Source organism: Corynebacterium sp. HMSC077G07, from assembly GCF_001809225.1.
GTDB classification, from domain to species: Bacteria; Actinomycetota; Actinomycetes; order Mycobacteriales; family Mycobacteriaceae; genus Corynebacterium; species Corynebacterium jeikeium_D.
Map to the genome: position 1 here is coordinate 1 of NZ_KV796548.1, position 22,486 is coordinate 22,486.

At 58.3% G+C, this 22,486-nt stretch carries 24 protein-coding genes and 1 tRNA gene; 7 read left to right on the forward strand and 18 right to left on the reverse strand.

Features of this window, described 5'->3' with window-relative positions; translation table 11 throughout:
- Positions 1 to 224 precede the first annotated feature (224 nt).
- Complete coding sequence (ykgO, locus tag HMPREF2562_RS09535; RefSeq protein ID WP_005511141.1) at positions 225 to 347, reverse strand: type B 50S ribosomal protein L36; 123 nt, start codon at positions 345 to 347, stop codon at positions 225 to 227.
- Positions 348 to 598: 251 nt separating this feature from the next.
- Positions 599 to 2,080 (reverse strand): sugar porter family MFS transporter, encoded by a 1,482-nt coding sequence (locus HMPREF2562_RS09540; RefSeq protein ID WP_141744329.1) that lies wholly within the window; start codon positions 2,078 to 2,080, stop codon positions 599 to 601.
- Positions 2,081 to 2,118: 38 nt separating this feature from the next.
- On the opposite strand from HMPREF2562_RS09540, the gene nadE reads away from it, so the two are divergent.
- Entirely contained in the window at positions 2,119 to 2,970 is an 852-nt protein-coding gene (nadE, locus tag HMPREF2562_RS09545) for an ammonia-dependent NAD(+) synthetase (RefSeq protein ID WP_070549915.1), read from the forward strand.
- 51 nt (positions 2,971 to 3,021) lie between these two features.
- On the opposite strand, the gene HMPREF2562_RS09550 is transcribed toward nadE, so the two are convergent.
- Positions 3,022 to 3,618: a TetR/AcrR family transcriptional regulator gene (locus tag HMPREF2562_RS09550; RefSeq protein WP_224784081.1), complete on the reverse strand. Its 597-nt coding sequence runs from the start codon at positions 3,616 to 3,618 to the stop codon at positions 3,022 to 3,024.
- A 179-nt stretch (positions 3,619 to 3,797) separates the two neighbouring features.
- Positions 3,798 to 4,232 (reverse strand): pyridoxamine 5'-phosphate oxidase family protein, encoded by a 435-nt coding sequence (locus HMPREF2562_RS09555; RefSeq protein WP_070549916.1) that lies wholly within the window; start codon positions 4,230 to 4,232, stop codon positions 3,798 to 3,800.
- Between the two features lie 352 nt (positions 4,233 to 4,584).
- Here HMPREF2562_RS09555 and HMPREF2562_RS09560 point away from each other — a divergent pair, with 352 nt between their 5' ends.
- A complete protein-coding gene (locus HMPREF2562_RS09560; protein WP_070549917.1) occupies positions 4,585 to 4,830 on the forward strand; it encodes a hypothetical protein in 246 nt (81 codons plus the stop codon).
- Positions 4,831 to 5,250: 420 nt separating this feature from the next.
- Here HMPREF2562_RS09560 and HMPREF2562_RS10910 read toward each other — a convergent pair whose 3' ends face one another.
- From HMPREF2562_RS10910 to pgm, 12 genes are all read right to left on the reverse strand, one after another.
- Entirely contained in the window at positions 5,251 to 5,565 is a 315-nt protein-coding gene (locus tag HMPREF2562_RS10910; RefSeq protein ID WP_126107920.1) for a hypothetical protein, read from the reverse strand.
- 311 nt (positions 5,566 to 5,876) lie between these two features.
- Positions 5,877 to 6,044: a hypothetical protein gene (locus HMPREF2562_RS10985; RefSeq protein WP_168162082.1), complete on the reverse strand. Its 168-nt coding sequence runs from the start codon at positions 6,042 to 6,044 to the stop codon at positions 5,877 to 5,879.
- A gap of 379 nt (positions 6,045 to 6,423) precedes the next feature.
- On the reverse strand, positions 6,424 to 7,059 hold the full coding sequence (locus HMPREF2562_RS09570) for a helix-turn-helix domain-containing protein (protein ID WP_070549919.1): 636 nt from the start codon (positions 7,057 to 7,059) through the stop codon (positions 6,424 to 6,426).
- 580 nt (positions 7,060 to 7,639) lie between these two features.
- Positions 7,640 to 8,983, reverse strand: coding sequence for a hypothetical protein (locus HMPREF2562_RS09575; RefSeq protein ID WP_070549920.1), 1,344 nt, complete (start codon positions 8,981 to 8,983; stop codon positions 7,640 to 7,642).
- Complete coding sequence (locus HMPREF2562_RS09580) at positions 8,983 to 9,609, reverse strand: hypothetical protein (protein ID WP_070549921.1); 627 nt, start codon at positions 9,607 to 9,609, stop codon at positions 8,983 to 8,985. The genes HMPREF2562_RS09575 and HMPREF2562_RS09580 overlap by 1 nt, the downstream gene beginning before the upstream one ends.
- 3 nt (positions 9,610 to 9,612) lie before the next feature.
- On the reverse strand, positions 9,613 to 9,978 hold the full coding sequence (locus HMPREF2562_RS09585; protein WP_070549922.1) for a hypothetical protein: 366 nt from the start codon (positions 9,976 to 9,978) through the stop codon (positions 9,613 to 9,615).
- A 2-nt stretch (positions 9,979 to 9,980) separates the two neighbouring features.
- Positions 9,981 to 10,235 carry a MerR family transcriptional regulator gene (locus HMPREF2562_RS09590; RefSeq protein WP_070549923.1) on the reverse strand — a complete coding sequence of 85 codons (255 nt, stop codon included), beginning with the start codon at positions 10,233 to 10,235 and terminating at the stop codon, positions 9,981 to 9,983.
- A gap of 647 nt (positions 10,236 to 10,882) precedes the next feature.
- Positions 10,883 to 12,136, reverse strand: coding sequence for a tyrosine-type recombinase/integrase (locus HMPREF2562_RS09600; RefSeq protein WP_070549925.1), 1,254 nt, complete (start codon positions 12,134 to 12,136; stop codon positions 10,883 to 10,885).
- Between the two features lie 179 nt (positions 12,137 to 12,315).
- A tRNA-Ala gene (locus tag HMPREF2562_RS09605) sits at positions 12,316 to 12,391 on the reverse strand.
- A gap of 175 nt (positions 12,392 to 12,566) precedes the next feature.
- On the reverse strand, positions 12,567 to 13,298 hold the full coding sequence (locus tag HMPREF2562_RS09610; protein WP_070429782.1) for a DsbA family protein: 732 nt from the start codon (positions 13,296 to 13,298) through the stop codon (positions 12,567 to 12,569).
- Between the two features lie 144 nt (positions 13,299 to 13,442).
- Positions 13,443 to 13,883 (reverse strand): MauE/DoxX family redox-associated membrane protein, encoded by a 441-nt coding sequence (locus HMPREF2562_RS09615; RefSeq protein WP_048733317.1) that lies wholly within the window; start codon positions 13,881 to 13,883, stop codon positions 13,443 to 13,445.
- 54 nt (positions 13,884 to 13,937) lie between these two features.
- A complete protein-coding gene (pgm, locus tag HMPREF2562_RS09620; protein ID WP_048733320.1) occupies positions 13,938 to 15,593 on the reverse strand; it encodes a phosphoglucomutase (alpha-D-glucose-1,6-bisphosphate-dependent) in 1,656 nt (551 codons plus the stop codon).
- Between the two features lie 282 nt (positions 15,594 to 15,875).
- On the opposite strand from pgm, the gene HMPREF2562_RS09625 reads away from it, so the two are divergent.
- The 3 genes from HMPREF2562_RS09625 (at position 15,876) to HMPREF2562_RS09635 (ending at position 18,214) form a co-directional block, all read left to right on the forward strand.
- The gene (locus HMPREF2562_RS09625; protein ID WP_224784093.1) at positions 15,876 to 16,295 is read left to right on the forward strand and encodes a fluoride efflux transporter FluC; all 420 of its coding nucleotides are present in this window, start codon (positions 15,876 to 15,878) and stop codon (positions 16,293 to 16,295) included.
- Complete coding sequence (locus HMPREF2562_RS09630; RefSeq protein ID WP_049172850.1) at positions 16,292 to 16,717, forward strand: fluoride efflux transporter FluC; 426 nt, start codon at positions 16,292 to 16,294, stop codon at positions 16,715 to 16,717. The genes HMPREF2562_RS09625 and HMPREF2562_RS09630 overlap by 4 nt, the downstream gene beginning before the upstream one ends.
- A gap of 69 nt (positions 16,718 to 16,786) precedes the next feature.
- Positions 16,787 to 18,214 carry an alanine/glycine:cation symporter family protein gene (locus HMPREF2562_RS09635; protein ID WP_048733326.1) on the forward strand — a complete coding sequence of 476 codons (1,428 nt, stop codon included), beginning with the start codon at positions 16,787 to 16,789 and terminating at the stop codon, positions 18,212 to 18,214.
- A gap of 38 nt (positions 18,215 to 18,252) precedes the next feature.
- On the opposite strand, the gene HMPREF2562_RS09640 is transcribed toward HMPREF2562_RS09635, so the two are convergent.
- Entirely contained in the window at positions 18,253 to 19,326 is a 1,074-nt protein-coding gene (locus HMPREF2562_RS09640) for a YlbL family protein (RefSeq protein ID WP_048733327.1), read from the reverse strand.
- A gap of 139 nt (positions 19,327 to 19,465) precedes the next feature.
- Between HMPREF2562_RS09640 and HMPREF2562_RS09645 the strand changes: the two genes are divergently transcribed.
- Positions 19,466 to 20,944, forward strand: coding sequence for a zinc-dependent metalloprotease (locus HMPREF2562_RS09645; RefSeq protein WP_069359468.1), 1,479 nt, complete (start codon positions 19,466 to 19,468; stop codon positions 20,942 to 20,944).
- A gap of 4 nt (positions 20,945 to 20,948) precedes the next feature.
- Here HMPREF2562_RS09645 and HMPREF2562_RS09650 read toward each other — a convergent pair whose 3' ends face one another.
- Entirely contained in the window at positions 20,949 to 21,479 is a 531-nt protein-coding gene (locus HMPREF2562_RS09650) for a YgjP-like metallopeptidase domain-containing protein (protein ID WP_016422236.1), read from the reverse strand.
- 68 nt (positions 21,480 to 21,547) lie between these two features.
- Here HMPREF2562_RS09650 and HMPREF2562_RS09655 point away from each other — a divergent pair, with 68 nt between their 5' ends.
- Positions 21,548 to 22,483, forward strand: coding sequence for a TOMM precursor leader peptide-binding protein (locus tag HMPREF2562_RS09655; protein ID WP_070545786.1), 936 nt, complete (start codon positions 21,548 to 21,550; stop codon positions 22,481 to 22,483).
- The last annotated feature ends 3 nt before the right edge of the window (positions 22,484 to 22,486 follow it).

Here is a 22,486-nt window from a genome sequence, read left to right on the forward strand (position 1 = left end):
GTGATGCATTCACCGCCTGAACCTACCGGGCCAATTTTGACATAAACGCAGTCAGTAACTTCCATCGCCCCACCGCCCCCAGCCATAAACGCTGTCACCGCCTGAACCTACCTCCTCCAAAAACCAAAAACCGCAACCTTTGGCCACAGTAAAACTGCGACTTCAGATTGCGGTTTTGGCAATAAATGAGGAAGCTATTTGCTTCGCGCTAGCCTAAATAAGGCTTAGCCCTGACGGGCCTTGAAGCGCGGCTCCTTCTTGTTGATCACGTAGACCTTGCCACGACGGCGCACGACCTGAGCGCCCGGCTTGTTCTTCAGCGACCGAAGGGACTTGCGGACCTTCATTCGGGCGCTCCTTTCTACTCGGCTCCGAAACGGGAATGTGCACACTGCACTCTCCCCGGACAATCACCCCAGTGACTGCCTGGCAACGCACCCTTCCTGATAATCCGAAGAAATATCAAAGAGGATGCGTTACGACACGAGTTGCCATACTACCTAATAAGCGGAATAACTCCAAAAATCCGGGGGAAACATGTTCTTTGACGGGCAACCCCAAGATCGCGACTCCCCACGTTGCAACTGCTTCCACTTCTCTACTTGGCAGCGGCAATCATGTACTCGCGGACCTCGGCAAGCGTCTTACCTGAGGTCTCCGGCACCGCCTTGATGGTGAATACCAGCGCAATTGCGCCCGTAATGGCAAAGAAGAAGAACGACCACGCACCACCGACAGCATCCACCATCGGAAGAAAAGCCTGCGCCACAAACCAATTCGCAACCCATAGCGCGAGCCCTGCCAGCCCCATACCCAGGCCACGAGCCTCTGTCGGGATGATCTCGGAAATCAGGAGCCAGGTCGCCACCGACACAGCCGCCTGCTGAAACACGATAAATACGGTCATCAGCAGAAGCGACATCATGGCACCCGTCGAAGAGTTACTCGACAAACCATAGACGGGCGCCAGCACGAGCAGCGAGCTTGCACAGCCCACCAAACCGATAATCAGCATTCGCCGACGACCAACGCGGTCAATGATGCTCATACCAATTGCACACGAAATCACCGAGGCGATACCGATGATGATGGAGGTATAGACAGAGCTTTCCGTCGACAAGCCAACCTTGTTCATCATCGTCGGCGCGAAATACATAATCGCGTTCGCGCCCGTGACCTGTTGCGTCACACCAATGAGCATCGCAATAATGACGGTGCGTCGCACCCACGGGGTTTTCACGGCAAGGCGCTCGGCTGCACGCTGATCGGCGCTTGACGACGCCTCATCAACGGCAACCTCAGCCAGGGTCGCCTCATCTCCCTGCATCTGACGCAGCACGGCCAGCGCCTTGCCCTCCTGTCCTCGACGGACGAGGTAGGCCGGAGTGTCCGGCAGAACCAGCATGCCGATGAGCAGCACGATGCCGGGGACAGCGCCGAGTCCAAGCATGAGTCGCCAGTTACCGGAGGAGGCTAGGGCGGAGTTGGTGAGGAACGCCACCAGCTGACCAATCACGATCATCAGCGAGTTCAGGCTGACCAGGCGTCCACGCACATGCGGTGGTGCCATTTCGGAGATGTACATCGGTACGACGATGGAAACACCACCGATACAGACGCCGAGCAAAGTACGCGCAGCACCCAGCGAAAACGCACTAGTAGCGAAAGCACACCAGATACTGCCGATGATGAAGCCGACCGCTCCGAGCAGGATGGTGCCACGGCGCCCCAGGGAGTCCGCTACGCGACCGCCCAGGAACGCACCGATAGCCGCACCGACCAAGAGCATGGCGGTGACAGTGGACTCCTGTCCTGGAGTCAGCTCAAAAGAGCGCTGGATATACAGCAGCGCGCCCGAGATGACACCGGTGTCGTAACCAAAGAGGAGGCCGCCCAGAGCGGCGATGATAGCCACGGCTATCGACCGAGTTGTGGTGGTTTCCCGGTTCGGTCCAGTCTTATTCTGTTCGGTTGTACTCACGCTGGAAATCTTGCCACCGTCCGGCCAAAGACCCCCTATCCGAACAGCACTTACTCGATAAAGATGAGAGTTTTGGCACTCTTCTGGCAGGAAAATCATCCCTTTTCCCGTCCTGAACTAGCGGTAGAGTGAGGCTCATGACACCAGTAGGCACACAGGATTTCCCACACCCCCTCCAGTCGGAGATTATTAACGACCTCCACGTCCAGCCCACCATCAATGCCGCCGAGGAAATCAGCCGCCGAGTCGATTTTCTCTGCGATTATTTCCGCGCCGCGCACGCCAAGGGATTCGTGCTCGGAATTTCCGGCGGTCAAGATTCCACGCTAGCCGGACGTCTAGCGCAGTTGGCCGTCGAAAAGCTTCGCGACGGCGGCGAGGACGCCACCTTCATTGCCATTCGCCTCCCCCACGGCGTGCAGGCCGATGAGGACGACGCACAGGTGGCACTGCAATTCATTCAACCTGACCAAAGGCTAACTATCGATATCGAACCGGCCACCGCCGCGATGACCGCCCAGGTCACCGATGCCCTGGCCGGCAGCGCTATCAGCGACTTCAACAAGGGAAATATTAAGGCCCGCATGCGCATGATTGCCCAGTACGCAGTGGCGGGTGTTGACGGCGCTTTGGTCATCGGCACAGATCACGCCGCGGAGGCTGTCACCGGCTTCTACACCAAGCACGGCGACGGCGCCTGCGACCTCGTTCCGCTGCAGGGGCTGAGCAAGCGCCAGGGCGCGGCCTTACTCCGTCCCCTCGGCGCACCAGCCAGTACGTGGGAGAAGGTGCCGACGGCCGACCTGGAAGAAGATCGCCCTGCGCTTCCCGACGAAGTTGCACTCGGGGTGACCTATACCGCCATCGACGACTACCTCGAAGGCAAGGCCGTCTCAGATGAGGATGCCGCGCGAATCGAGTATCTCTACTCCATTTCCCGGCACAAGCGAGCCGTCCCTCCCGGACCGGCCGATTCCTGGTGGCGCTAGGCTACTGCCCCGGGCCACCGATCCAGCGTCCCGGACAGAGCAGCAAACCCCTTAAGAGAAGGCCTCCGCGCCAGCGTCCCAAATAGCCCCAACTGCGGCCAAGCTGTCTGCCGCACCGGCTTCAGCGCTGGGTTCCAGCGCAGGTGAACCATCCTGGACGAGCTCGGCGGTCACCAAACCGTGGGCGAACGCCCACATGGCCAATCCCTTAGGCTCATCGCCGGCAACCTTAATGAATGCATCACGAATCCAGGCATCCAACGACGAAGGCGAGACGACATTCACGAAATTAGTGCGACTCATCAGCCGGTAACCATGCGGATCGTCGAGAACTGCCTGGCGGTACGCCTGCAGCAGAGACGCCGAAGTGCATTCCTCATCAATGGCAGCATGAATACGCTTGCCCAGATTCTCGAGGCTCTCGGTCAGCAGCAGCTGAAGGAGCTCTTCTTTGCCGCTGATGTGCTTGTACAGCGATGGCGCCTTCACATCGAGCCGCGCCGCTAGGCGGCGCATGCTGATAGCACTCCAGCCCGATTCGCGCAGCATCGCGCGCGCTTCATCTACGATCTTCTGCATACGTGGGGACTGCCTGCGCACATCGGGCTGCGCTGGCACCCCATCGGTCGATTCTATGGTGCACGTCACATTTGCGACTGTAACGCGTTGAATCTCACTTAGGGCGCTTTTGGGTAATTTAACCCAACAATTTTTAAAAAAACAGCTAACGGCGGTGCTCAGTCACTAAAAGCTGCCTTTGCACGCTGCTATCTCTGCTTCACGACGGAGCCCCCACCGTCGTCAAGCAAAAGCGCCGTATGCCGCCGCTACGCTTCGTAGCGATTCGGCTCCTCCCCGAGGTGGAAATGGCGACCCGAAACATTGTTCGGGGTAATGCGCACGTAGTTGTACTTCAACGTCGGCAGCCAGGGCTTCAGCGGCAGCTCATCTGCAGCGTTAATATCAGCGCGGGAGGTGAGAACCTCTGCGTCCCCCTTAACGATGACCGACCAGGCCTTCTGAGCATCCTTGTCAACAAAGTCGGCCTCAAAAAGAACATCGTGGTTCAGAGAAACAGTAAAGAGCTTCGACCCCTCGGCAGTGCGGAAGTAAATGTTCCCCTCATGAACGACGTAGTTCAGTGGGAAAAGATCCATATCGTCTTTACGACGAACAACCAGTCGCCCAAAAGTCTGCGTAGCCAGCAGCTCAAGGGATTCTTCGGTGGACAGTTTCTGAATAACGGAGTCGTTGTGTGCCATACCCCCAGTATTCCACCGTTCAGACAAAGTTGCTACAGCCATACGGATTACCAATCATTGAGGTAAACGGCGAGCACACTACCCAGGGGCAGATACAAGAAAACCCCCGGTCATAACGACCGAGGGTTTTTCTACTGGTGGAGCTAACGGGGCTTCACAAACTAAGGGCATTTACCCAGGTAGGCGGCTTAACCGAAAAAATAACCGTTCGGGCGTGCCAGATATGTGCCAGATTTTCCAAAAAGCGCCCCCAAAAACACCTAGAAAGGACCGCCACATTTGACCGTCTACACCGAACACACATACAGCCCACACGCTACCAACCACTAGACCAAAAGAACGGAAAACCACTATGTCCACCTACACCGCCCACGCACTCCGAGAACTACAGGAACTCACCGCAAGCATTGTTTGCCCCGAGCTCCCGTTAGCCGACGAGATCAACGACGGCACGCCGCTCACCATTGAGCATGTGAACACCCTCACCGACACACTTAGCCGCATTGCCGGCCGTGACACACACAAGGAAGTTCAAATGGCTCTTGAAGCTGCCCGTGACGCGCACCGAGCCGCGCCGGGCGATACCAACAACAGCTAAGTCATTAAGCGACCGGCCCGAGCCTGCTAAGTGTAAGAATCACCCGGTTTTTACATAATCGCAGGTTGGGGCCGGTGCTGTAGAACGCCCTGTAAGCGATTAAGGGGTGTTAGGGTACGTGCTCCCGTCGTTTAACCGCTTAGAATCGATTTGCGAACAGGGGTTTTGCGCAGGTCAACGAGGGTAAGCCCCACATGCGCACGGAAGCTAACTCGACTGGGGAAATTCCCCAGTCGGAAACGAGGGTAAGCCCCACATGCGCACGGAATTTTTACACCGGCGTAAAATTCACCGAGACAAAAGCGCCCTACCACCAGCACGCAGGGGGGGGGAGTGCGCCGCCAGCAGTAGGGCTATCGCCACAGTCTCACAGTCAACAGGGGCACCGACAGAATAACCCGGCATGCGGATTACCGCGCGCTAATCCCCGTACTCCCCTACCCACGCTGGCCCAATATCTTCAACACGCACACCAGTAGGCAGAACAGCCCAAAACACCCGAGACATAACCGGCCGCTCAATCACCGAGCCGCCACCATACCGTTCATTCCAGACCTGAATAGTAACCCGCACCTTGTCCGGGTAATGCTCTTCTCCCCAGCGGTCCGTATAGCGGGGCACCCAACCTTGTAGCTGCTCTTCCGCCGCAACCACAGCCCGCCGTACAGCCCCCTGGTCAATGATCTCTAGCGGGATACGGTCACGGCCCGGCGCGGTACGTCGCTTAGTGGGCACCCATTCACTCCATGACAGAGAGGATTCAACTAGCCCCCGCTTTTCTAAGCTCTCCATAGTCTGCAGCACTTGCCGGGGTGAACGGTTTACGGCTTTTGCCACCTCAGTGGTCAACATGGGCAACAGAAACACGTCTTGCCTGCCAGGGTGGGCCGTTATCCATTTTTGCAGCTCTGCGTAAGTGTGTGTGCGTAGTGCTGTCAGTATTGCCCGCTGAGTAGTGCCTAATCCCTTGCCCATGCTCTAACCATACCGACTAGAGGGAAATCTAACACTAGGAAGAATACTTAGGGCTAAGCGCCGTCCGCCTGTTAGCGCTTGCCGAATGGCGATTTTTCCAGGGCCTCAATCGCGCGCGCCCGCTGCGCATACGCCGCCACAATCTCTTTCGCAGGCTTAGGCTCCATCGCTTCCAGCGACCGGATCAGCGCCGTGAGCTCATCAAACTGCAGTTGCCACTTACCGGCTTCCAACTTCATGCAAACACCTCACATACCCTTTACGTTTTGACACCGATAGTTTACGGCAACCCCCACCCTTAAAACAGCCCGCCACCTGCAGCAACCGCCACCAAACAGCAGCGACCCAACCCCTGTTCTTGGGCCCGTTCGACACCACAAGCCACCGGGGGAGGTACCGCAACAACGCAGTGCCCTTTAGCGCCATGGACACCGCCAGGGATACCTCCCCACCCGCTAATTAGCACCACAAAACAAAAGGAGAGAGAGACAAGCAAGCACAGCGAACCGAGAGAGTCGCTGGCGAGCCACCGCCCTAAGATTTCCCGGGGGCCGCACACCTCAAGGACACATGCACCGGGCACGGACTGCAGCACTCACCCGGCTTATCCGGCACCGACTACCCCGCCCGGCGCGCCGCCATTTCTTCTTTCACCCTCAGCACGTCGCTAGTCCTGTAGACCCATTTCTTGCCGCTCCAGAATCCTTGTAGTTTTCCAGCGCGCCGCCAATTGCGGACCGAGGTAGCAGACACGCCGCACCAGGTTGCAACCTCTACCGTGCTGCCTGCCGGTGGGTGTTTTTCAGGCGGGTTGATAGCGCTCTCTAAGGTACCGGCGTACAGCTCTACCTCATCGAGCCAGGACACCCCATTGCTACCCGAGCGCAAGGACCACCACGGGGCCGAGGTAACCCATTGCTGCGCTGCTAGTTGGTTGCTGTGACCTGCCAGCCACCAAGCAAGCGCTTCACCGCTGCGATCGCGCGGAACGCCTGCAATGCCGTCAGCACGCGCCTGCAGCACACCGCACTTGAGTAGGTCCTGCAGCTCTATCGACAACTGCAGCCAGCTCAAATTACATGGCGGTGTTGAGCGTGGATTACGCCGCCTGATTTCTCCGAACCGCGCCACGCGGCCATGACCGCCGATAAGGTCATTAAGGTTTTCCGCCAGCCGCGCAATAGTGGCTAGTGCTGTGGCGAGTCGTGTTTCAATGGCCTGTTGTTCAGGTGTGTTTGTGTGGTGAACCATCATGTTTTCATACTAGTTCACTTCACAAACGTTTTCGTGTGATGTTGAACCGCCCCACACTGCTATCTGCTGCCACTCACCGGAAAAATGCGAAAATGCTCAAACCCGTACACGAACAGCGCAGCAATGCCTTCCGGCCGACACGACGGACTGGGGAGGGGGGGCACCCCCTGGGCCTGGACCCCCACGGCCAGGCGCAGCCCTAGCGCCATTGCCAACCGGGGGCCATGCGCCCCGAGGGAGGGGGTTGCCCCCTGGGGTATAAAACTCCAGACCTGTAACCGCCCCTCACACCTACGCCACCGGGGGCCGGGATTAATCTCGCTGAGGGGATAGCCCCCAGGGGTCTTTAACCACAGGGCCGCCCGGCGCGCCGGGCTGCTCCCTTTAGGCTAGGACGTCCTTTTTTCTTACCCCCTGTCCTACGTGGCCTAAGTGTCCTATGTGCTGGTCAGGGCGTTTTTTGGTGTCCTATGTGGTGTCCTATGGTGTCCTATCTTCGTGTCCTAGGTTAGGACGGGTTAGGACGGTGGTTAGGACACTGGAAACCACCGCCTACCTGGGGTTAGGTCGAATAGGTCACTTAGGACGGGGTGCTACGCGAGCGCGCAAAGTCCTGCCATGTTTCGCCCTTGCCGATAATCCAACACTGCTTATCGACGTAGTGAATAGCCTTAGCGTGTACCAGTTCCGCAATCATGTCTTGAGCGTCATTACGCCACCTGCGCTGTGGATTAGTAATCTCACTTACACGCACCTGCTCACTGTCCCGCAACTTGTCGTAGACCAATTGGTGAATGCGCTCCCTACGTGTTGCGTACTCTGCTTCTTCACGTGTCATCTGCTTTACCACGGCTGAGGTCTGCAGGCGTTCGTTACAGGACTCACGTACTTTCTTTGAGTACGCTACGAGCGCGCCCGCACGCCGCCAATCATCATCGGTAAAGCCGCGATCTTCCGCATGCCCTCTAAACACGGCCAGCAGTGCAGCGATACGCACCCGAGTTAACAACAGGTGCGAGTCAAGCCCGCCTGTATAGCCCTTAGTGAGCCGCAACCTGCTGCGCTGCTTCACCTGCCCACTGGCCTTACCGCATGCCTGAATCGCTGTTCCCGCCTTAGGGAATTGCACCGCGTCCAACTCTGGCCCAACCTTAGGCAACTGGCTAGGCACGTTCGGATCTAGCAACTCCGTCCACATGAACCGGTGGGGCAATCCATCATCGGGGTTATCCAGCAGCGCCCCTACCCTGCCCCGCTGGGCTCCGATAATCAGGCCGGTGGAATACGTGCCCCCGGCTACGGTGTCCACACTGTTTTTCGTCGCATTACCGACAGTGCTACCGCTGTAGAGCTTCAGCAGGTTTTGCCTAAGTGTGGCACCGTCGCGCTTCATCAATGTTTCGGCGTTGCTGATTTCCGTCTCCGTGAACAGCACCCGGGGGTTAGGTTTAGGGGCCGGGTCATCTTTGTCCGGCGCGGGTGGCATAAACGCGGATACCAGCGATTCACCCGAGCCTAGCGGCCGCTCTTCCAGCCCCGCCGGGAAACTGGTGCGGACCAGTGGGTAGGCCTTAGTAGACCGACTGATTACCGAATCCTTGCCCATACCGGAATCACCGACCAGCACAAGATACGTGTTCAGTGGTGTGGGGCCCAGCCCAGCGTTAACGGTAGTTGGGTGGCTTGCCGCCGCAATCCTGGTCAGCGTCACAAGTAGGAATGCAATCGGTGGCACGTAGTGGGCCCGGGCGTAATCCTGTAGGTGCTCGAGCGTGTCTGAGCCGTCGAATACGTCCCTATGCAGCTGCTCCCACTCTTGTGCGGTTAGTACCGAGTCCAGCGGAATATCCGCACCGACCCTAGCCGCGGTTGCTTCCGCGCGCTGCATTGTCTGCTTCACGTCGCTTGCAGTCATTCCAGCCATTAGGCCACCCCCTGAGCTGGAGAGTAAGCCCGGACCTGCTGCCCGTTGATCAGCGCGCGTTGCCCTGCTGCCTGCGCATACAGAACGCGGTCCACCACTTCACCAGTACCGACCAAAGTTGCTTCGTCTAAGCAGCGTTGGATACCCGCCTGAGCCTGCACCAGGGCCGCAAAACCAGACTGTTCAACCAGCAGGCACGCCGCAACATTAATCAGCCCAAGCTCAGCGAAACACAGTGCTTTATCGGCGCGGTAGCAGCCACTTCCGGTAATCCGCTGCATTACCCGGACGCTCACCGGGCCTTGCCGCTCATGCAGACGCTGCCCGAACTGCACAACGTTCACAGTCTCCTGGCCCCGGCCCGTCTCCAGCAGCTCCAGGACACCACCTAGCAGCACCTCAAACGCCGGTTGATACAACCTAGGGAACGCCTGCACGGTTAAGCCGCGCCGGGCGATAGCGAACTGCGCTGTTTCCGCCGTACTGGAGACAAGATAGGCAAGTGTTTGTACCGCAAAGGACTCCCACACGCTAGGTGTTCCCTGCCCTACTGGGTTAGTATGGCGGTAGAAACTTGCTTGATTGTCCCCGTGCTGGCCCGGCGCGGGGATATTCTTTTCAGCCATGGGTTACGCCACCTCCCCGCCGTTGTCGATAGCCGGGTGGGTTACCGCACCACTGGGGTGCATACAGGTGGTGAACGGACGTACTCCCGTATGCCGCACGCCGTCGGTATCGACTTCTTCATACGGCTCTAGCCCGGTAACACGCAGGGGGATGTCATTGCTGTAGTGCGTGGCTGTATCAAGCCGGTGTACCCGGACTTCATACGCAAGGATCTTCTTCAGGGTCTCCAGAACAGTTACCGCAAGGTCTGCCTGTTCGGGCGCGCTCATATCGTCTGAGAGTGTGTACAGCGCTTCTATGGCCGCGTCGATTAGACCATTTTCATTGATGTAGGCCAGCGAATCGGCTGGGGCGTAGTTGGTAGTCATTGTTACGCCACCACCTTGCGGGTGGCGCGGGACTCCATGAGGGCATCGAGCTCGAGCATGTCCACACGCAGGGTGCGGGGCGTCGGATAGTAGCCGACGAGCTCCCCGGCGTTGATCATGCGCCGGATAGTCTTTTCGCTGATTGCCCAGCGGCCTGCAGCGTCTTTTACGCTACCCATAAGCCGGGGCTTCAAATTACGCGCCAGGCGGGCGTTGGATGTGGCGGTGTTCGCTGTGGTGCGAGACACATTAGACATGAGTTCTACACTCTTTCCCACGTACCTATTTTGGGTACGAGTAGTAATCCCCAACGAATCGGGGCTTTACTACAAAGCGCCGCATTTAGGCGCTAGGGACAGTAGAAACTCTGCCATCCACCGTCTTAGTCCCGTTCTTAACGGCCCTGCACTCCGGAATCGGAGTGGACTGGCTTCACTACAGTGATACGGCTCAAACCAAATGTGAAGAACTTCTTTCACCTTATCATGGCCTCACATGCTCGCGTCAGGACTGCACTGGCCGCTACATTCCGAGCGCACGCCTTAGAGCCGAATACTGAACCTCATAAATGTCCTCGCGTATTAGCGCGTCTAGTATCGGCGCCAGCTTTTCCTCACGAATGCGGAAGTCAGGGAACACCACATACCAGGACTTCTTAGGCCTCCCAGAACCCCGGTCAATATGGTAGTCCCTCCAGAGCTGTGAAGTCCGTTGACGGGGGCCCACCACCCAATCTGGGATGAAATCATCCCCCCAACGGTTCACAACTGAGATTCTCCACGACACGCGCCCTCCAATGAGTCGAAGCCCACATATTAGGTCTCCCATGATGTACCGCCCATCAAGTACGCGAATAGTCAAACCGTCAAGCCGGTGCCGCTCACTTTTCTTTTCAGCCATATCTCTACTCCTGCCCTGCCCGACGCGCCGCCGTAACCGACACGTCCACCACGTCCATAAGCTCCGTTGTCCGCTCAGCCCGAACCTGCATATAAATGCCCATAATCACACTCAAATCATCATCACCGAGAATGCGGCCAATCTCTTTTACATGCGCACCCTCTTCCGCAAGCCGAGTCACCAACCAGCGCCTACCCGAATGCGGTTTAATCCGCTCAGACACACCCGCCCGCTTAGTAGCACGATCCAACACCGACCGGTAAGACGTATCCATAACAATTTCGCCCGCCCCGGTGGTGGTGAGCAATCGCGCCGGGCGTGTGCCGCCCCCGAGCTCATCAGCCAGATTAAGGGCCACCGGGTCCGGGGCTACGTGCTTAGCCAGGTGCTCCCACAACAGCGGCACCATTGACGGCATAAAGGGGACCTCCCTGTTACCCGCCTGGCTCTTAGGCTTTTGCACCAGCATGTACGTGCTACCGCCGTCCGGTGTAATCCGCTGGGCATTCTGCCTAACCCGAATCGAGTACCGAGGGGCATACGGCACCGGTACATCGCAAATAACATCGTCCACTTCCAGAGCGATTGCTTCACCGATACGCAGACCGTGGAACAGACACAGCACGGTTAGCAGCTTGTAAGACGGCTTCATTGCAGACACCACGGCATGCAGCTCTTCCGTGGTTGGCAGATACGGTAATTCCCGCTCTCTACGCCGTTTAGCGGCCGCAATCTCTACCGGGCTACGGTCTATCAACTCGCGTCGCTGAGCTTCATCACACGCCGCTTTAAGCCGCACATAGGCCTTGTGGTTGGTTTCCGGGGTGTCATAAGCGCGGGTGATACCGTCCCACCACGAATAAACATCGGCTTTAGTCAGTTCCACAAGGGGAATACCGGCAAGCCGGGTGATGTCGGGATCCAAGTCACCAGGGGGCCGCGGGTCAGTAATGCGGTTGCGGACGGTACGCCGGTAGATCTGCAGCGTGGACGCGCGGACTGTAAGGCCGTCGTGATACTGCTCTAGCCATGCTTCCACGGTAAGGGCGTGGCGCTGCTGCGCTAGCTGCTCTTCCGCCGCGCGCTGCTCTGGTGGTGTCCACTCATTGAAACTGATTAGCTTTTCTTCTTCATTGAGCCAGCCTTGAGCAAGGCCGCGGGTTTTGAAAGTGTCTGGGGCTTTACACTCCTGCCCCCGGTAGGTGTAGCGAGCCTGGAATCTTCCAGACTTGAGTTTTCGGATACTGCCGAATGCCATTGTTTCCGCCTGTGGTGGTCATGTCGGGCGTGCCAGATTTGTGCCAGATATGCCAGATTTGTGCCAGATTCCAGTCTATCCGAGTCCACAACAGGACATTAATCATGTAGACTGAAACCAGTCGCTACCAGGGTAGATACAAGAAAACCCCCGGTCATTTCGACCGAGGGATTTCATACTGGTGGAGCTAACGGGACTCGAACCCGTGACCCCCACACTGCCAGTGTGGTGCGCTACCAGCTGCGCCATAGCCCCAGAATCAACATCGAAGTGGCTTTCACCCTCCGCTGTGGACTCCTCAAAGGCTACATGGCACTGTCATGTATCACCAAATCCGCATGTAGAACACTCTTTTACGTATTCGCCGAGTGCCCCAGAGTGGATCTGCCGAACATGAACTGAAGATGAATCGTGTGAGCGTGCACGGAACCTAGCGCAGGGCCACCTTGACCCACTGCCCCAGTCCGCCATCACCGGAAATGTTCTCCAGAATATCCTTGCCATCGACAAAGACGTGCGGTGAGGAAACCTTGCCCAAGCGCTTCTCAAGGTCATCGAAGTTGGCATTTGCGCTTGCCTTAGCCTCGGTGGTGTCGATGCCGGAACGGACTTCGCTGACAATTTCGTCAGCAACACCGAGCTGCTCCAGACGGTCAGCCAACTCATCATCGCTCCACGTGACAGAGTTCTGCTGGTCAGCCATCATCATCGTGCGGAAGTTCCAATATGCGCGAGCATCACCGGTCTCAGCAATCTTGCGGGCAACCGCGAAGACGCGAGTGGAGTGACCGTCACGCTGCTCCTTCTCCTGACCATCCAGGAAGTTCAGCGTGCGGTATTCAGCGACAAGCTTGCCGTCGTTTAGCGCCTTGAGCTCATCATCGTGGCCCTCTTCGCTCATCTGAGCACAGTAGTGGCACGAGTAGTCCTCAAAAATCGTGGCTGTTTTAGCCCCTTCGGCGCCGTCCTTGCTCAGTCGGATGACATCGCCGTCGAGTGCGACGGAGAAGTCGACGTCCTCATCTGGCAGTCCCTCAATCGGCTGCGACCGGCCGATGTAGATAACGCCACCAATAACAACTGCAACGACAGCAAGAAGAGCAATCAGGCCGACGACGAAGCCACTGCCCTTTTCATTTGGATTCTTAATCTTCTGACTCACACCGCTTACGATAGCGGTGTTTTCTTGCCAATGACACAATTGCGCCTGAGAAAACGGAAATGGTTGTTAGGCCGCATCGCTAGGCCCCATCACCTTGCCCCATTCCCCTGGCCTATCCCCTAGGCTTCCCCTCTAGCCAGCGGACTAGGCGTAAATGGCAAACTTCTTCCACGGCCACACGTACACAAATACAGCCAAGGCCAGAAAACCGATGTCTCGGGCGATTGACTTTAGATATGAAACCGCGTCAGCGTTCTCGTCGTAGCCACCGCCACCAAAGCAACCGCAGTCAATCTGCAGGCCGCGCGCCCACGCCGAGATAATGCCGCCGATAAACACCAGCAAGAGCGCGCCAGACAACACCGCTACCGGGCGCAGGAAAAGCCCCAATACCAGCAGGAGTCCAAGGATGACTTCGAAAGCGGGCAGCGCAACCGCTACCATCGGCACCAAATCGCTCGGCAGCAGCTCATAAGCTTGAACTGCCTGACGCGATTCCAGCGGGTTCAGCAGTTTGATAAGACCCGAGTACAACCAAACTGCAGCCAGGCCGAATCGTGCCACCACGCCTACGAAATTCTTCATACACAGAAATGTTAGTACAGGCTAACTGTTTACAGCTAGCCCAATGGTTACCGATTACCCGTTCAGGACTGCCGAGACCACGTCCTGCGCCTCAGCCTGAACCTGTGCCAGGTGATCCGCGCCTTTGAAGGACTCCGCGTAGATCTTGTACTTATCTTCAGTGCCCGACGGACGCGCCGCGAACCAAGCGTTCTCCGTAACCACCTTGAGGCCACCAATCGCAGCGCCGTTGCCCGGTGCTTCAGTCAGTTTGGCTGTAATGGTCTCCCCTGCCAGGGTGTCGGCCTTGACCTGCTCCGGCGAGAGCTTCTTCAGGATTGCCTTCTGCTCACGGGTTGCGTCCGCATCGGTGCGGGCGTAAGCCGGGGCACCGTACTTATCGGCGAGTTCTGCGTAGAGCTGCGATGGAGTCTTCTCGGTCACAGCCTTGATCTCGCTGGCCAGGAGGTCCAGGATGATGCCGTCCTTATCGGTAGACCACACAGTTCCGTCGTGACGCAGGAACGATGCACCAGCGGATTCTTCACCGCCGAAGCCGATGGTGCCGCCGAGCAGACCCGGGACGAACCACTTGAAGCCGACTGGAACTTCCACGAGCTTGCGGCCCAAATTGGCAACGACGCGGTCAATCATCGACGAAGACACCAGCGTCTTACCGACCGCGGTCTCCTGCGACCAGCCCGGACGGTGCGCGAAGAGGTAGTCAATGGCAACGGCCAGGTAGTGGTTCGGGTTCATCAGACCCGCGTCCGGTGTCACAATTCCGTGGCGATCGGAGTCCGCGTCATTGCCGGTGGAGATGTCGAACTTATCGCGGTTACCAATCAGGGACGCCATCGCATTCGGCGAGGAGCAGTCCATACGAATCTTGCCGTCTGTATCCAGCGTCATAAAACGCCAGGTCGCATCAACCAGCGGATTGACCACGGTCAGGTTTAGGTTATGCGCATCGCCAATTGCGCCCCAGTAATCCACCGACGCACCACCCATTGGGTCGGCGCCGATACGCACGCCGGCATCACGGATGGCGTCGAGGTTGACAACATTCGGCAGGTCCGACACGTATGCGTTGAGGTAGTCGTGCTTTACGACGAGGTCTCCGGCCTTATCCACCAGCTGGCGCTTAACCCCATCCAGGCCCTTAGCCAAGTATTCATTAGCACGAGCTGCAATCCAGTCCGTCGCATCCGCGTCCGCCGGACCACCGGTCGGCGGGTTGTACTTAAAACCACCATCCCGTGGCGGATTGTGGGAAGGGGTAATCACGATGCCGTCGGCACGCGCGGCGCTACTCCCCGTCGGACCTCCCTCCACGTCGCGGTTGTACGTCAGAATCGCGTGGCTGACTGCCGGAGTCGGCGTGTAGCGATCCTGAGCGTCAACCATCACGGTGATGCCGTTGGCCGTGAGCACCTCGAGGGCGGAAATCATTGCCGGCTCGGACAGGCCGTGGGTATCGCGACCGACGTAGAGCGGACCTTCAATGCCCTGGCCCTTGCGGTAATCCACGATTGCCTGAGTAGTGGCGTGAATGTGGTCTTCGTTGAAAGCGCCGTCGAGGGAGGAACCGCGGTGACCGGAAGTACCGAAGACGACCTTCTGGTCGGGGTTATTCGGGTCCGGGTGCTTTGTGTAGTAAGCAGTGACCAGTTCCGCGACATCGATAAGGTCGGATGGCTGGGCCAATTGCCCGGCGCGCTCATGAGCCATTGTGGGTATCCTCCTGCTGAATCGGCGAACTGCGCAACCACCGATTTCACCGCCGACGAGCCGGCCGGAATGGGGAAACCGGACTTAAATGCGCTTCCTCTTCCCCAGTGTCCCCGTTTTAGGGTCAGCGCGCATGGCAAGAACCACTCGGTAAGGCAAACTCGCCCCTGCAATAGGGTGCAGTAGGTAGATTGTCGCGTGCCGACGGGAACACCTCCTGGTGAAAGATTCCGAATTGTCGGCGCCTACCTCCCCTTTCGCCACTGTGCTAGCGTTTTCACCGTGAATGAGGAATCTGTCGTTGCGAAACTGCCATCAGCAGGACGGGCGCAGGTTCTCATGGCCCTGGTTGTCGCCGGCGGTGCCGCTATTGGCGCGGTAAGTCGCTTTCTGCTCGGCGCGGCAATCGATGCGATTGTGAGCTCGGGAACTAGCGCAGTTTCGACCACTGCCATCAACTTGTTGGGCTGCTTTCTCTTCGGCCTGGTCAGCAGTATCGCGTTTGCTAATCCTCGGCTTTCCGCTTTCTGCGGTACTGGCTTTTGTGGCGGTTTCACCACTTTCTCCGCATTTGTCATTCTCTTGTTGGTGCAAGCGGACACGTCAGTCGTACTGATTGTGAGCGTCGGACTTATTCATCTGCTGTGCTGCCCTCTCGCCTACTGGTTGGGCACCAAGTGCGCACGGGAGGTCGCGGAATGACCGGCGATCTCCTCGGCTCTTTTTCCTCGGCACTCTCTGCCATCCTCGCTATCGCAGTTGGCGCGGCAGTAGGTGGAGCGCTGCGCTATGCGCTGGCCGAACTTGCGGTGAAGTGGGCTGATTCCAAACTACCCGGAACGTGGACCGCGAATATGATTGCCTGCTTCGTCGCCGGTGTCGCTGCTGTGGTGTGGTCGCGGGGAACGTCGATAAGCAATGGCATGACGCCTGCTCTGGCCTATGCGACGGTAATGATTGGCTTCGCCGGCGGCCTGTCGACGTGGTCCACACTCGCCGGAGAGATCGTACGCCTTAAGAACCAACACTTTTGGAGGGCATGTGGGTACCTTGCTCTCACACTGATTGGCGGAATAGTTTTTGCTTTCGTCGGAATGTGTTTACCCCCACTTGTGGCGAATTAGTAGCACAATAATCATTTTCTGAGAAATTAATGATCGAATTTAGGCTTTCTACCAGTAAAGTTCCACAGCATGGAAAGCTTCAGCGATTTTGCCTCAGCGGCGGATAGTTTTATTTGGAGTCCGTATCTCCTGATCCCCGCGCTGATCGGCACCGGAATCATTTTGACCATTCGCCTGGGTGCAATTCACCTGGTCAAACTCGGCCCGGCACTGCGCCTCGGACTCATCGACCGTAACGACGAAGACGCCGAGGGAGATATCACCAACTACCAGGCGCTTGCGACGGCTCTCGCGGCAACAGTCGGTGTCGGCAACATTGTCGGTGTCGCTACCGCGATCGGCCTGGGTGGACCCGGTGCGCTGTTCTGGATGTGGGTGACCGGCCTGCTTGGTATGGCATCGAAGTACTCCGAGGCATTCCTGGGTGTGAAGTACCGTCAGGTCGATGCAGCTGGCGAACAGTCCGGTGGCCCGCAGTACTACCTGCGCAAGGCCATCCCGAATGGTTTTGGTAAGACGCTCGGTATTCTCTTCGCCGTCTTTGCTGCGCTGGCAGCGTTTGGTATCGGCAACCTGACCCAGGGCAATGCCGTGGCCTCGAACCTGGAAAACAGCTTCGACATCGATCCGACGCTCTCCGGCATGATCATGTTCATCCTGGTAGGTGCGGCGCTGATGGGTGGCATTAAGTCGATTGGCCGCATCACCGCCGGCTTTGTGCCGATGATGATTGTGCTCTACATCGGTGCGGCCGTGTGGGTGCTCGTCGCCAATGTCTCGGCGCTGCCCGAGACCTTCAAGCTCATCTTCACCGATGCTTTCACCGGCACCGCGGCCGTTGGTGGGTTCGCAGGCTCCACGCTCATTCTCGCCCTGCAGATGGGTGTTGCCCGCGGCCTGTTCTCCAACGAGTCGGGCCTGGGTTCCGGTGCTATCGCCGCTGCCGCCGCATCGACCACTCACCCGGTTCGTCAGGGTCTGGTCTCCATGACTCAGACCTTCATTGACACCATCATCGTCGTGTCCTTCACCGGCCTGGTTATCATCAGCACCGGTGTTTGGCAGGATGGCAACGTCGACACTGGCGCTCTGACTGCTGAGGCATTCTCCCGCGGTCTACCTGGCCACTGGGGTGGCACAATCGTCACGCTGTCGGTTGTCTTCTTCGCATTCTCCACCATGCTGGGCTGGTCCTACTACGGTGAGCGCGCATTCGAGTCCCTGGTCGGTCGCCGCGGCACCGGTCTCTACCGTGCGGTCTTCACCTGCGTAGTCTTCGTCGGCGCTGTTACTCATCTGGAAACCGTCTGGTCCGTCGCCTCGGCTCTCAACGGCCTGATGGCGCTACCGAACCTCATCGGTCTGATTGTCCTGTCCGGGCTCATTGCGCGCGAGACAAAGGCCTACCTCAAATTTGACCCGCAGTTGCGCGCAACGGCGGCAGAGATTGATAAATGGCAGTCTCAGCAAAACTTCGAGGCCTTCAGCAAGAACTAGCTGAAACTAGCAGCTGCTCGTAGGGACTACGACAAAAACTACGAGCAGGTCTGCGCGGTCTCCGGCTTTTCGATTGCCGCAAGCGCGTCGTCAAGCACAGAGACCTTTACCAACTTCATATCGCCTCGGTCGGCAGTCACAGCCTCTGCGCAATTGCCTTCCGGCACGAAGAACATCTCGGCGCCCTCATCTCGGGCGGCCGAGATTTTGTGTGTAATGCCACCGATTTCGCCCACGTTGCCGGCAGCGTCAATAGTGCCGGTGCCAGCGAGGTGCTGCCCCTCGGTCAAATCGCCTGGACTCAGCTTGTCAATCACTCCGAGCGTCATCATGAGACCCGCAGACGGACCTCCAATGCCGCTGAGCTGGTACTCAACCTTGGTGTCGTCCGCGGATTGCGCCCCCATCCCAACGCCGAGCAGCGCGGCATTCTTCTGATGCGGATTTTCCGCCAGTGTCACAGAAATATCGACGGCTTTCTCGGGGTCAGAGTCCTCGCCCTTAGCAGTCTTCTGCTTGTCGACGGTCGCAGACTTGACCCTCAACGTGACAGTATCGCCCGGGTTGCGTCCGGCAATAATCGCCTTGACTTGCTCAGGCTTGCTTACGGCCACCCCATCCACGGCGAGAATCACATCGTCTTCATGCAGTCGCCCATCGACGGGACTATCCGGCACTGTGTAGGCGACGGTGACTTCCATCGGCAACCCGAGATGTGCCAGCGCAGCGGAGGTGGCGTTGGCCTCTGACTCGGTGAATGCAGCCTTGTTCTCCTCTTCCACCTCGTCCTGACTCTGGCCCGGAGGGAAGACCGCCTCAATGGGGACGATATCGTTGTCACGATCGAACCACAGGCCAATGACCTGCGGCAATGTCAGGTTATGTCTGACTGCGACGGTTGTCATATCCAGCGTGCCCTTAGAGAGTTCGGAGTCCGCAGCACTGCCACTGACCGAGATAATGCTCTTGCCCTCGACATCGCTGAGAACATCGAAGACCGGGCCAGGCCCCTGCGCGGCATAGGGCACTGTCAGCGTTGGCAGCGAGAGCACAGTTGCCAACGCGGCGATGGGCACAGCGCCCGCAACAAGAGTTTGGGTACGACGATTCACAAATAACACCCTACATTCTCGCTATCTGCCTACTGGACACCTGATGAATCTTGTCCGTGTCTGTTCGCTGGGCGCGAAGTTGCCAATAAAGTGGTGCTTTTAAGTACTCACGCGGGTCATTGCCCGGTACGGTGGGAGCATGAGTTCTAACGGATTTGGCTTTGGTCCGAACGACAATGATGACGATCGCGACGACGCTGGCAACAATGACTCCGGTCAGGGCGGTCAGGGCGGCCAGGGCGGTCCTTTCGGTTTCTTCGGGTTTCCCTTCGGTGGCATGGGCGGCGCCGGTGGCTTCGGTTTCGGCGGCCCCGGGCAGCCCGGCAGCGGCGCCTCCGGCAAGGGGGACCAGCCGAACTTGGGCGATATTCTCAACCAGTTCGGCGAGATGTTCTCCGGCATGGGGCAGCGATTCCAGGAGTCTAACTCTGGCCCTGTCAACTACGACGCGGCCGAGCGCGTTGCGCGGACCCGTCTTGGTAACCCGGCTCCGGTGAAGGACTCGGCCCGCGAGGCGCTGACTGATTCCCTGCGCCTGGCCGAACTGTGGCTAGATGACGTCACCTCCCTGCCGGCTGGTGTCAACCGCGTAGAAGCGTGGAATAGCCTGCAGTGGTTGGAGAACACCAAGTCGACATGGACTCGCCTTGTCGATCCCGTCGCCAGCCGCATGAGTGATGCCTCCCTCGAGGGTGTTCCAGAGGAAGCTCGCGAGATGATGGGGCCGATGCTGGGCATCATGCGCCAGATGAACTCGATGAGTTTCGGTACTCAGCTAGGAAATGCGCTGGCGGAGTTGGCACAGACGAGCCTGACTGGTTCTGACCTCGGGCTGCCGCTACACACCACTGGTGCGGCGGTACTGCTGCCAACGCATCTCGTCGCTCTCGCGGAGGAACTCGAGGTTCCAGCGCGCGATCTGTTTATCTACGCCACTGCCCGCGAAGCTGCCCACCAACGTCTCTTCGACCGCGTGCCATGGCTGGCTGAACGCATGATTTCCTCTGTCGAGGAATACGCTGCCGGCATCGTCATCGATTACTCGGCGATTGAAGAGGCCGCCCGCGGTCTGGATATTGAGAACATGCAGGATCCGCAGCGTATGCAGGAGGCTATGAGCGAGCTGCAGAATATGGATCTGAGCCCGAAGATTCGTTCTCGTAACGAGAATGCTCGTACTCGTTTCCAGACGCTGCTAGCACTGGTCGAGGGATGGGTGGACATGGTTGTCACCGATGCCCTCGGTGAGCGTCTATCGGGTGCCGCACAGCTGGATGAAGCCTGGCGTCGTCGCCGCGCCACCGAAGGTGCTGAACAGGCGCTGGAGAAAGCCACCGGCATTGACCTCGGATCCCCCAAGGTGCGTGAGGCAACCAACTTGTGGCACCGTCTGACCACCGCTGTGGGCATCGAGCGACGCGACAAGGTCTGGGATCACCCGGACTTCCTGCCCGTGGCAGAGGATTTGGATGAACCCGCGGCCTTTATTGATTCGGTCCTTGGCGGCTCGGAAAACGATGACTTCGACCCGATCGCAGAGCTTGAAGAGCAGCTGCGCAAAGAGGCCGAAAAGCGCGCGGCTGAGGGCAACGACAGTGACGCCGACGACGATAAGTAGCGAGTTAGCTCTGGGTTCCCCAGCGTTGATACGCCTCTAAATAGCCCCGTGCCCGTTCGTGGTACGGGGCTTTTGCCGCCCAATACCAGAACTCTTCGGTATGACCACCGTCGACGAAAGTGTGCACCAGTTCGTGCACAATGACATCGTCGAGGACGTACCCCGGGACGTCGGCAAGCCTGTGCGAAATGCGAATGCGCCCAGGACTATCGACACCGCCGGTGACGGATGCCCACCTGCGCGACATGTTCTTGACCCATTTGATTGACTCGAACCGCGGGCGATCTTCCAGCACCGTACGAGAGAGCAGCCGTGCGCGGCGCTCCAGCTCGGAATTATCCAGGTTGCTGCCAACTTTCTTCCGCACTCGCGCAACAATTTCATTGACCTGCTGTTTTTCCGCAGCGGCGCTGAGATCGTCCGGAACCATGACAATGATCCGGTTTCCCTCCGCGCGGGCGGACACAGTACGGCGGCGGCGCTTCGAGCGCCGAACCTCAACATCCGGGCCGTACTCAGGTCGCTTGGTGCTCATGCTTTTTAAGCGTATATGCTCTGCGCTGCGATTGCGTAAAAGCTGGCCCCGGGGTAAAAGATATTTTTATGGGGGAATACAGGGATACGTCTCGGGGGCGGGATGGTACGGCTGGCGTAATAGGTTCGCACGCACCCGCTGCACAAACACTTGCCGCGCCTGCCACGGACTACGCGCTGCGGCCGGAGGTACCGATTGTCATGCGCCCAGGCGCGCGGATTCAGTTCGGCGTGGAACCGGAGCGCAGCATGATTCTGCCGCTTTCCGACGGCACCCCGCCGGGGCCTGTCTTCTCGGCGCTTCTTGCAGCTCATAGAGGTAGCACCTTAAGCGAGGCCTTTACTGACAGTCACGACAAACTGTCACCGCAGTTCATTACCGCACTTATCTCCGACCTTCACCGAGCCGCGCTGGTCCAAAAACCACCGACACGGCGGAGGATTACGCTGATTGGTCGGGACAGCTTGCGCACCGGACTTTTAAAGGAGCTTCGTCGCACGGGTTGTGGTAGTTGGACGACGGCAATGTCGCCCACCCGCAATGCGACGCTGAAAATATCTCAATCCACACCGGAAGAGATCGGGCTCGCGGTGGTCACGGGCATGGAAGTACCGAGCATGCCCTTGGTTCGCGCTCTGTTTCATCGTGGAATTGAGCATCTGCACACGCATTTCCGCGATGGGGCACTGATTCTTGGGCCACTTGTTCAACCAGGTCAAGGACCCTGCTCGATGTGTTTCGAAGCTTATCGACGAGACCGCGACCCCGTCCGGGCACTGATTGCGCTACAGCTTCGCACTTTTACGCCCGTGGCCGCACCGGAATGGCTGAACACAGCGGTGCCACTGTTGGTTGGGCAGCTGCGGCGGCCGGATCTCTCAGATCTATGTGCAACGGAGGTGCGCATAGATCTGGAAAGCCTCGATATCACTCGCACTACTGTTGCTCCCCACCCGCAGTGCCCAGTGTGTGGTCATGGAAACTCGCAGATGCAGTTCATGTAATTC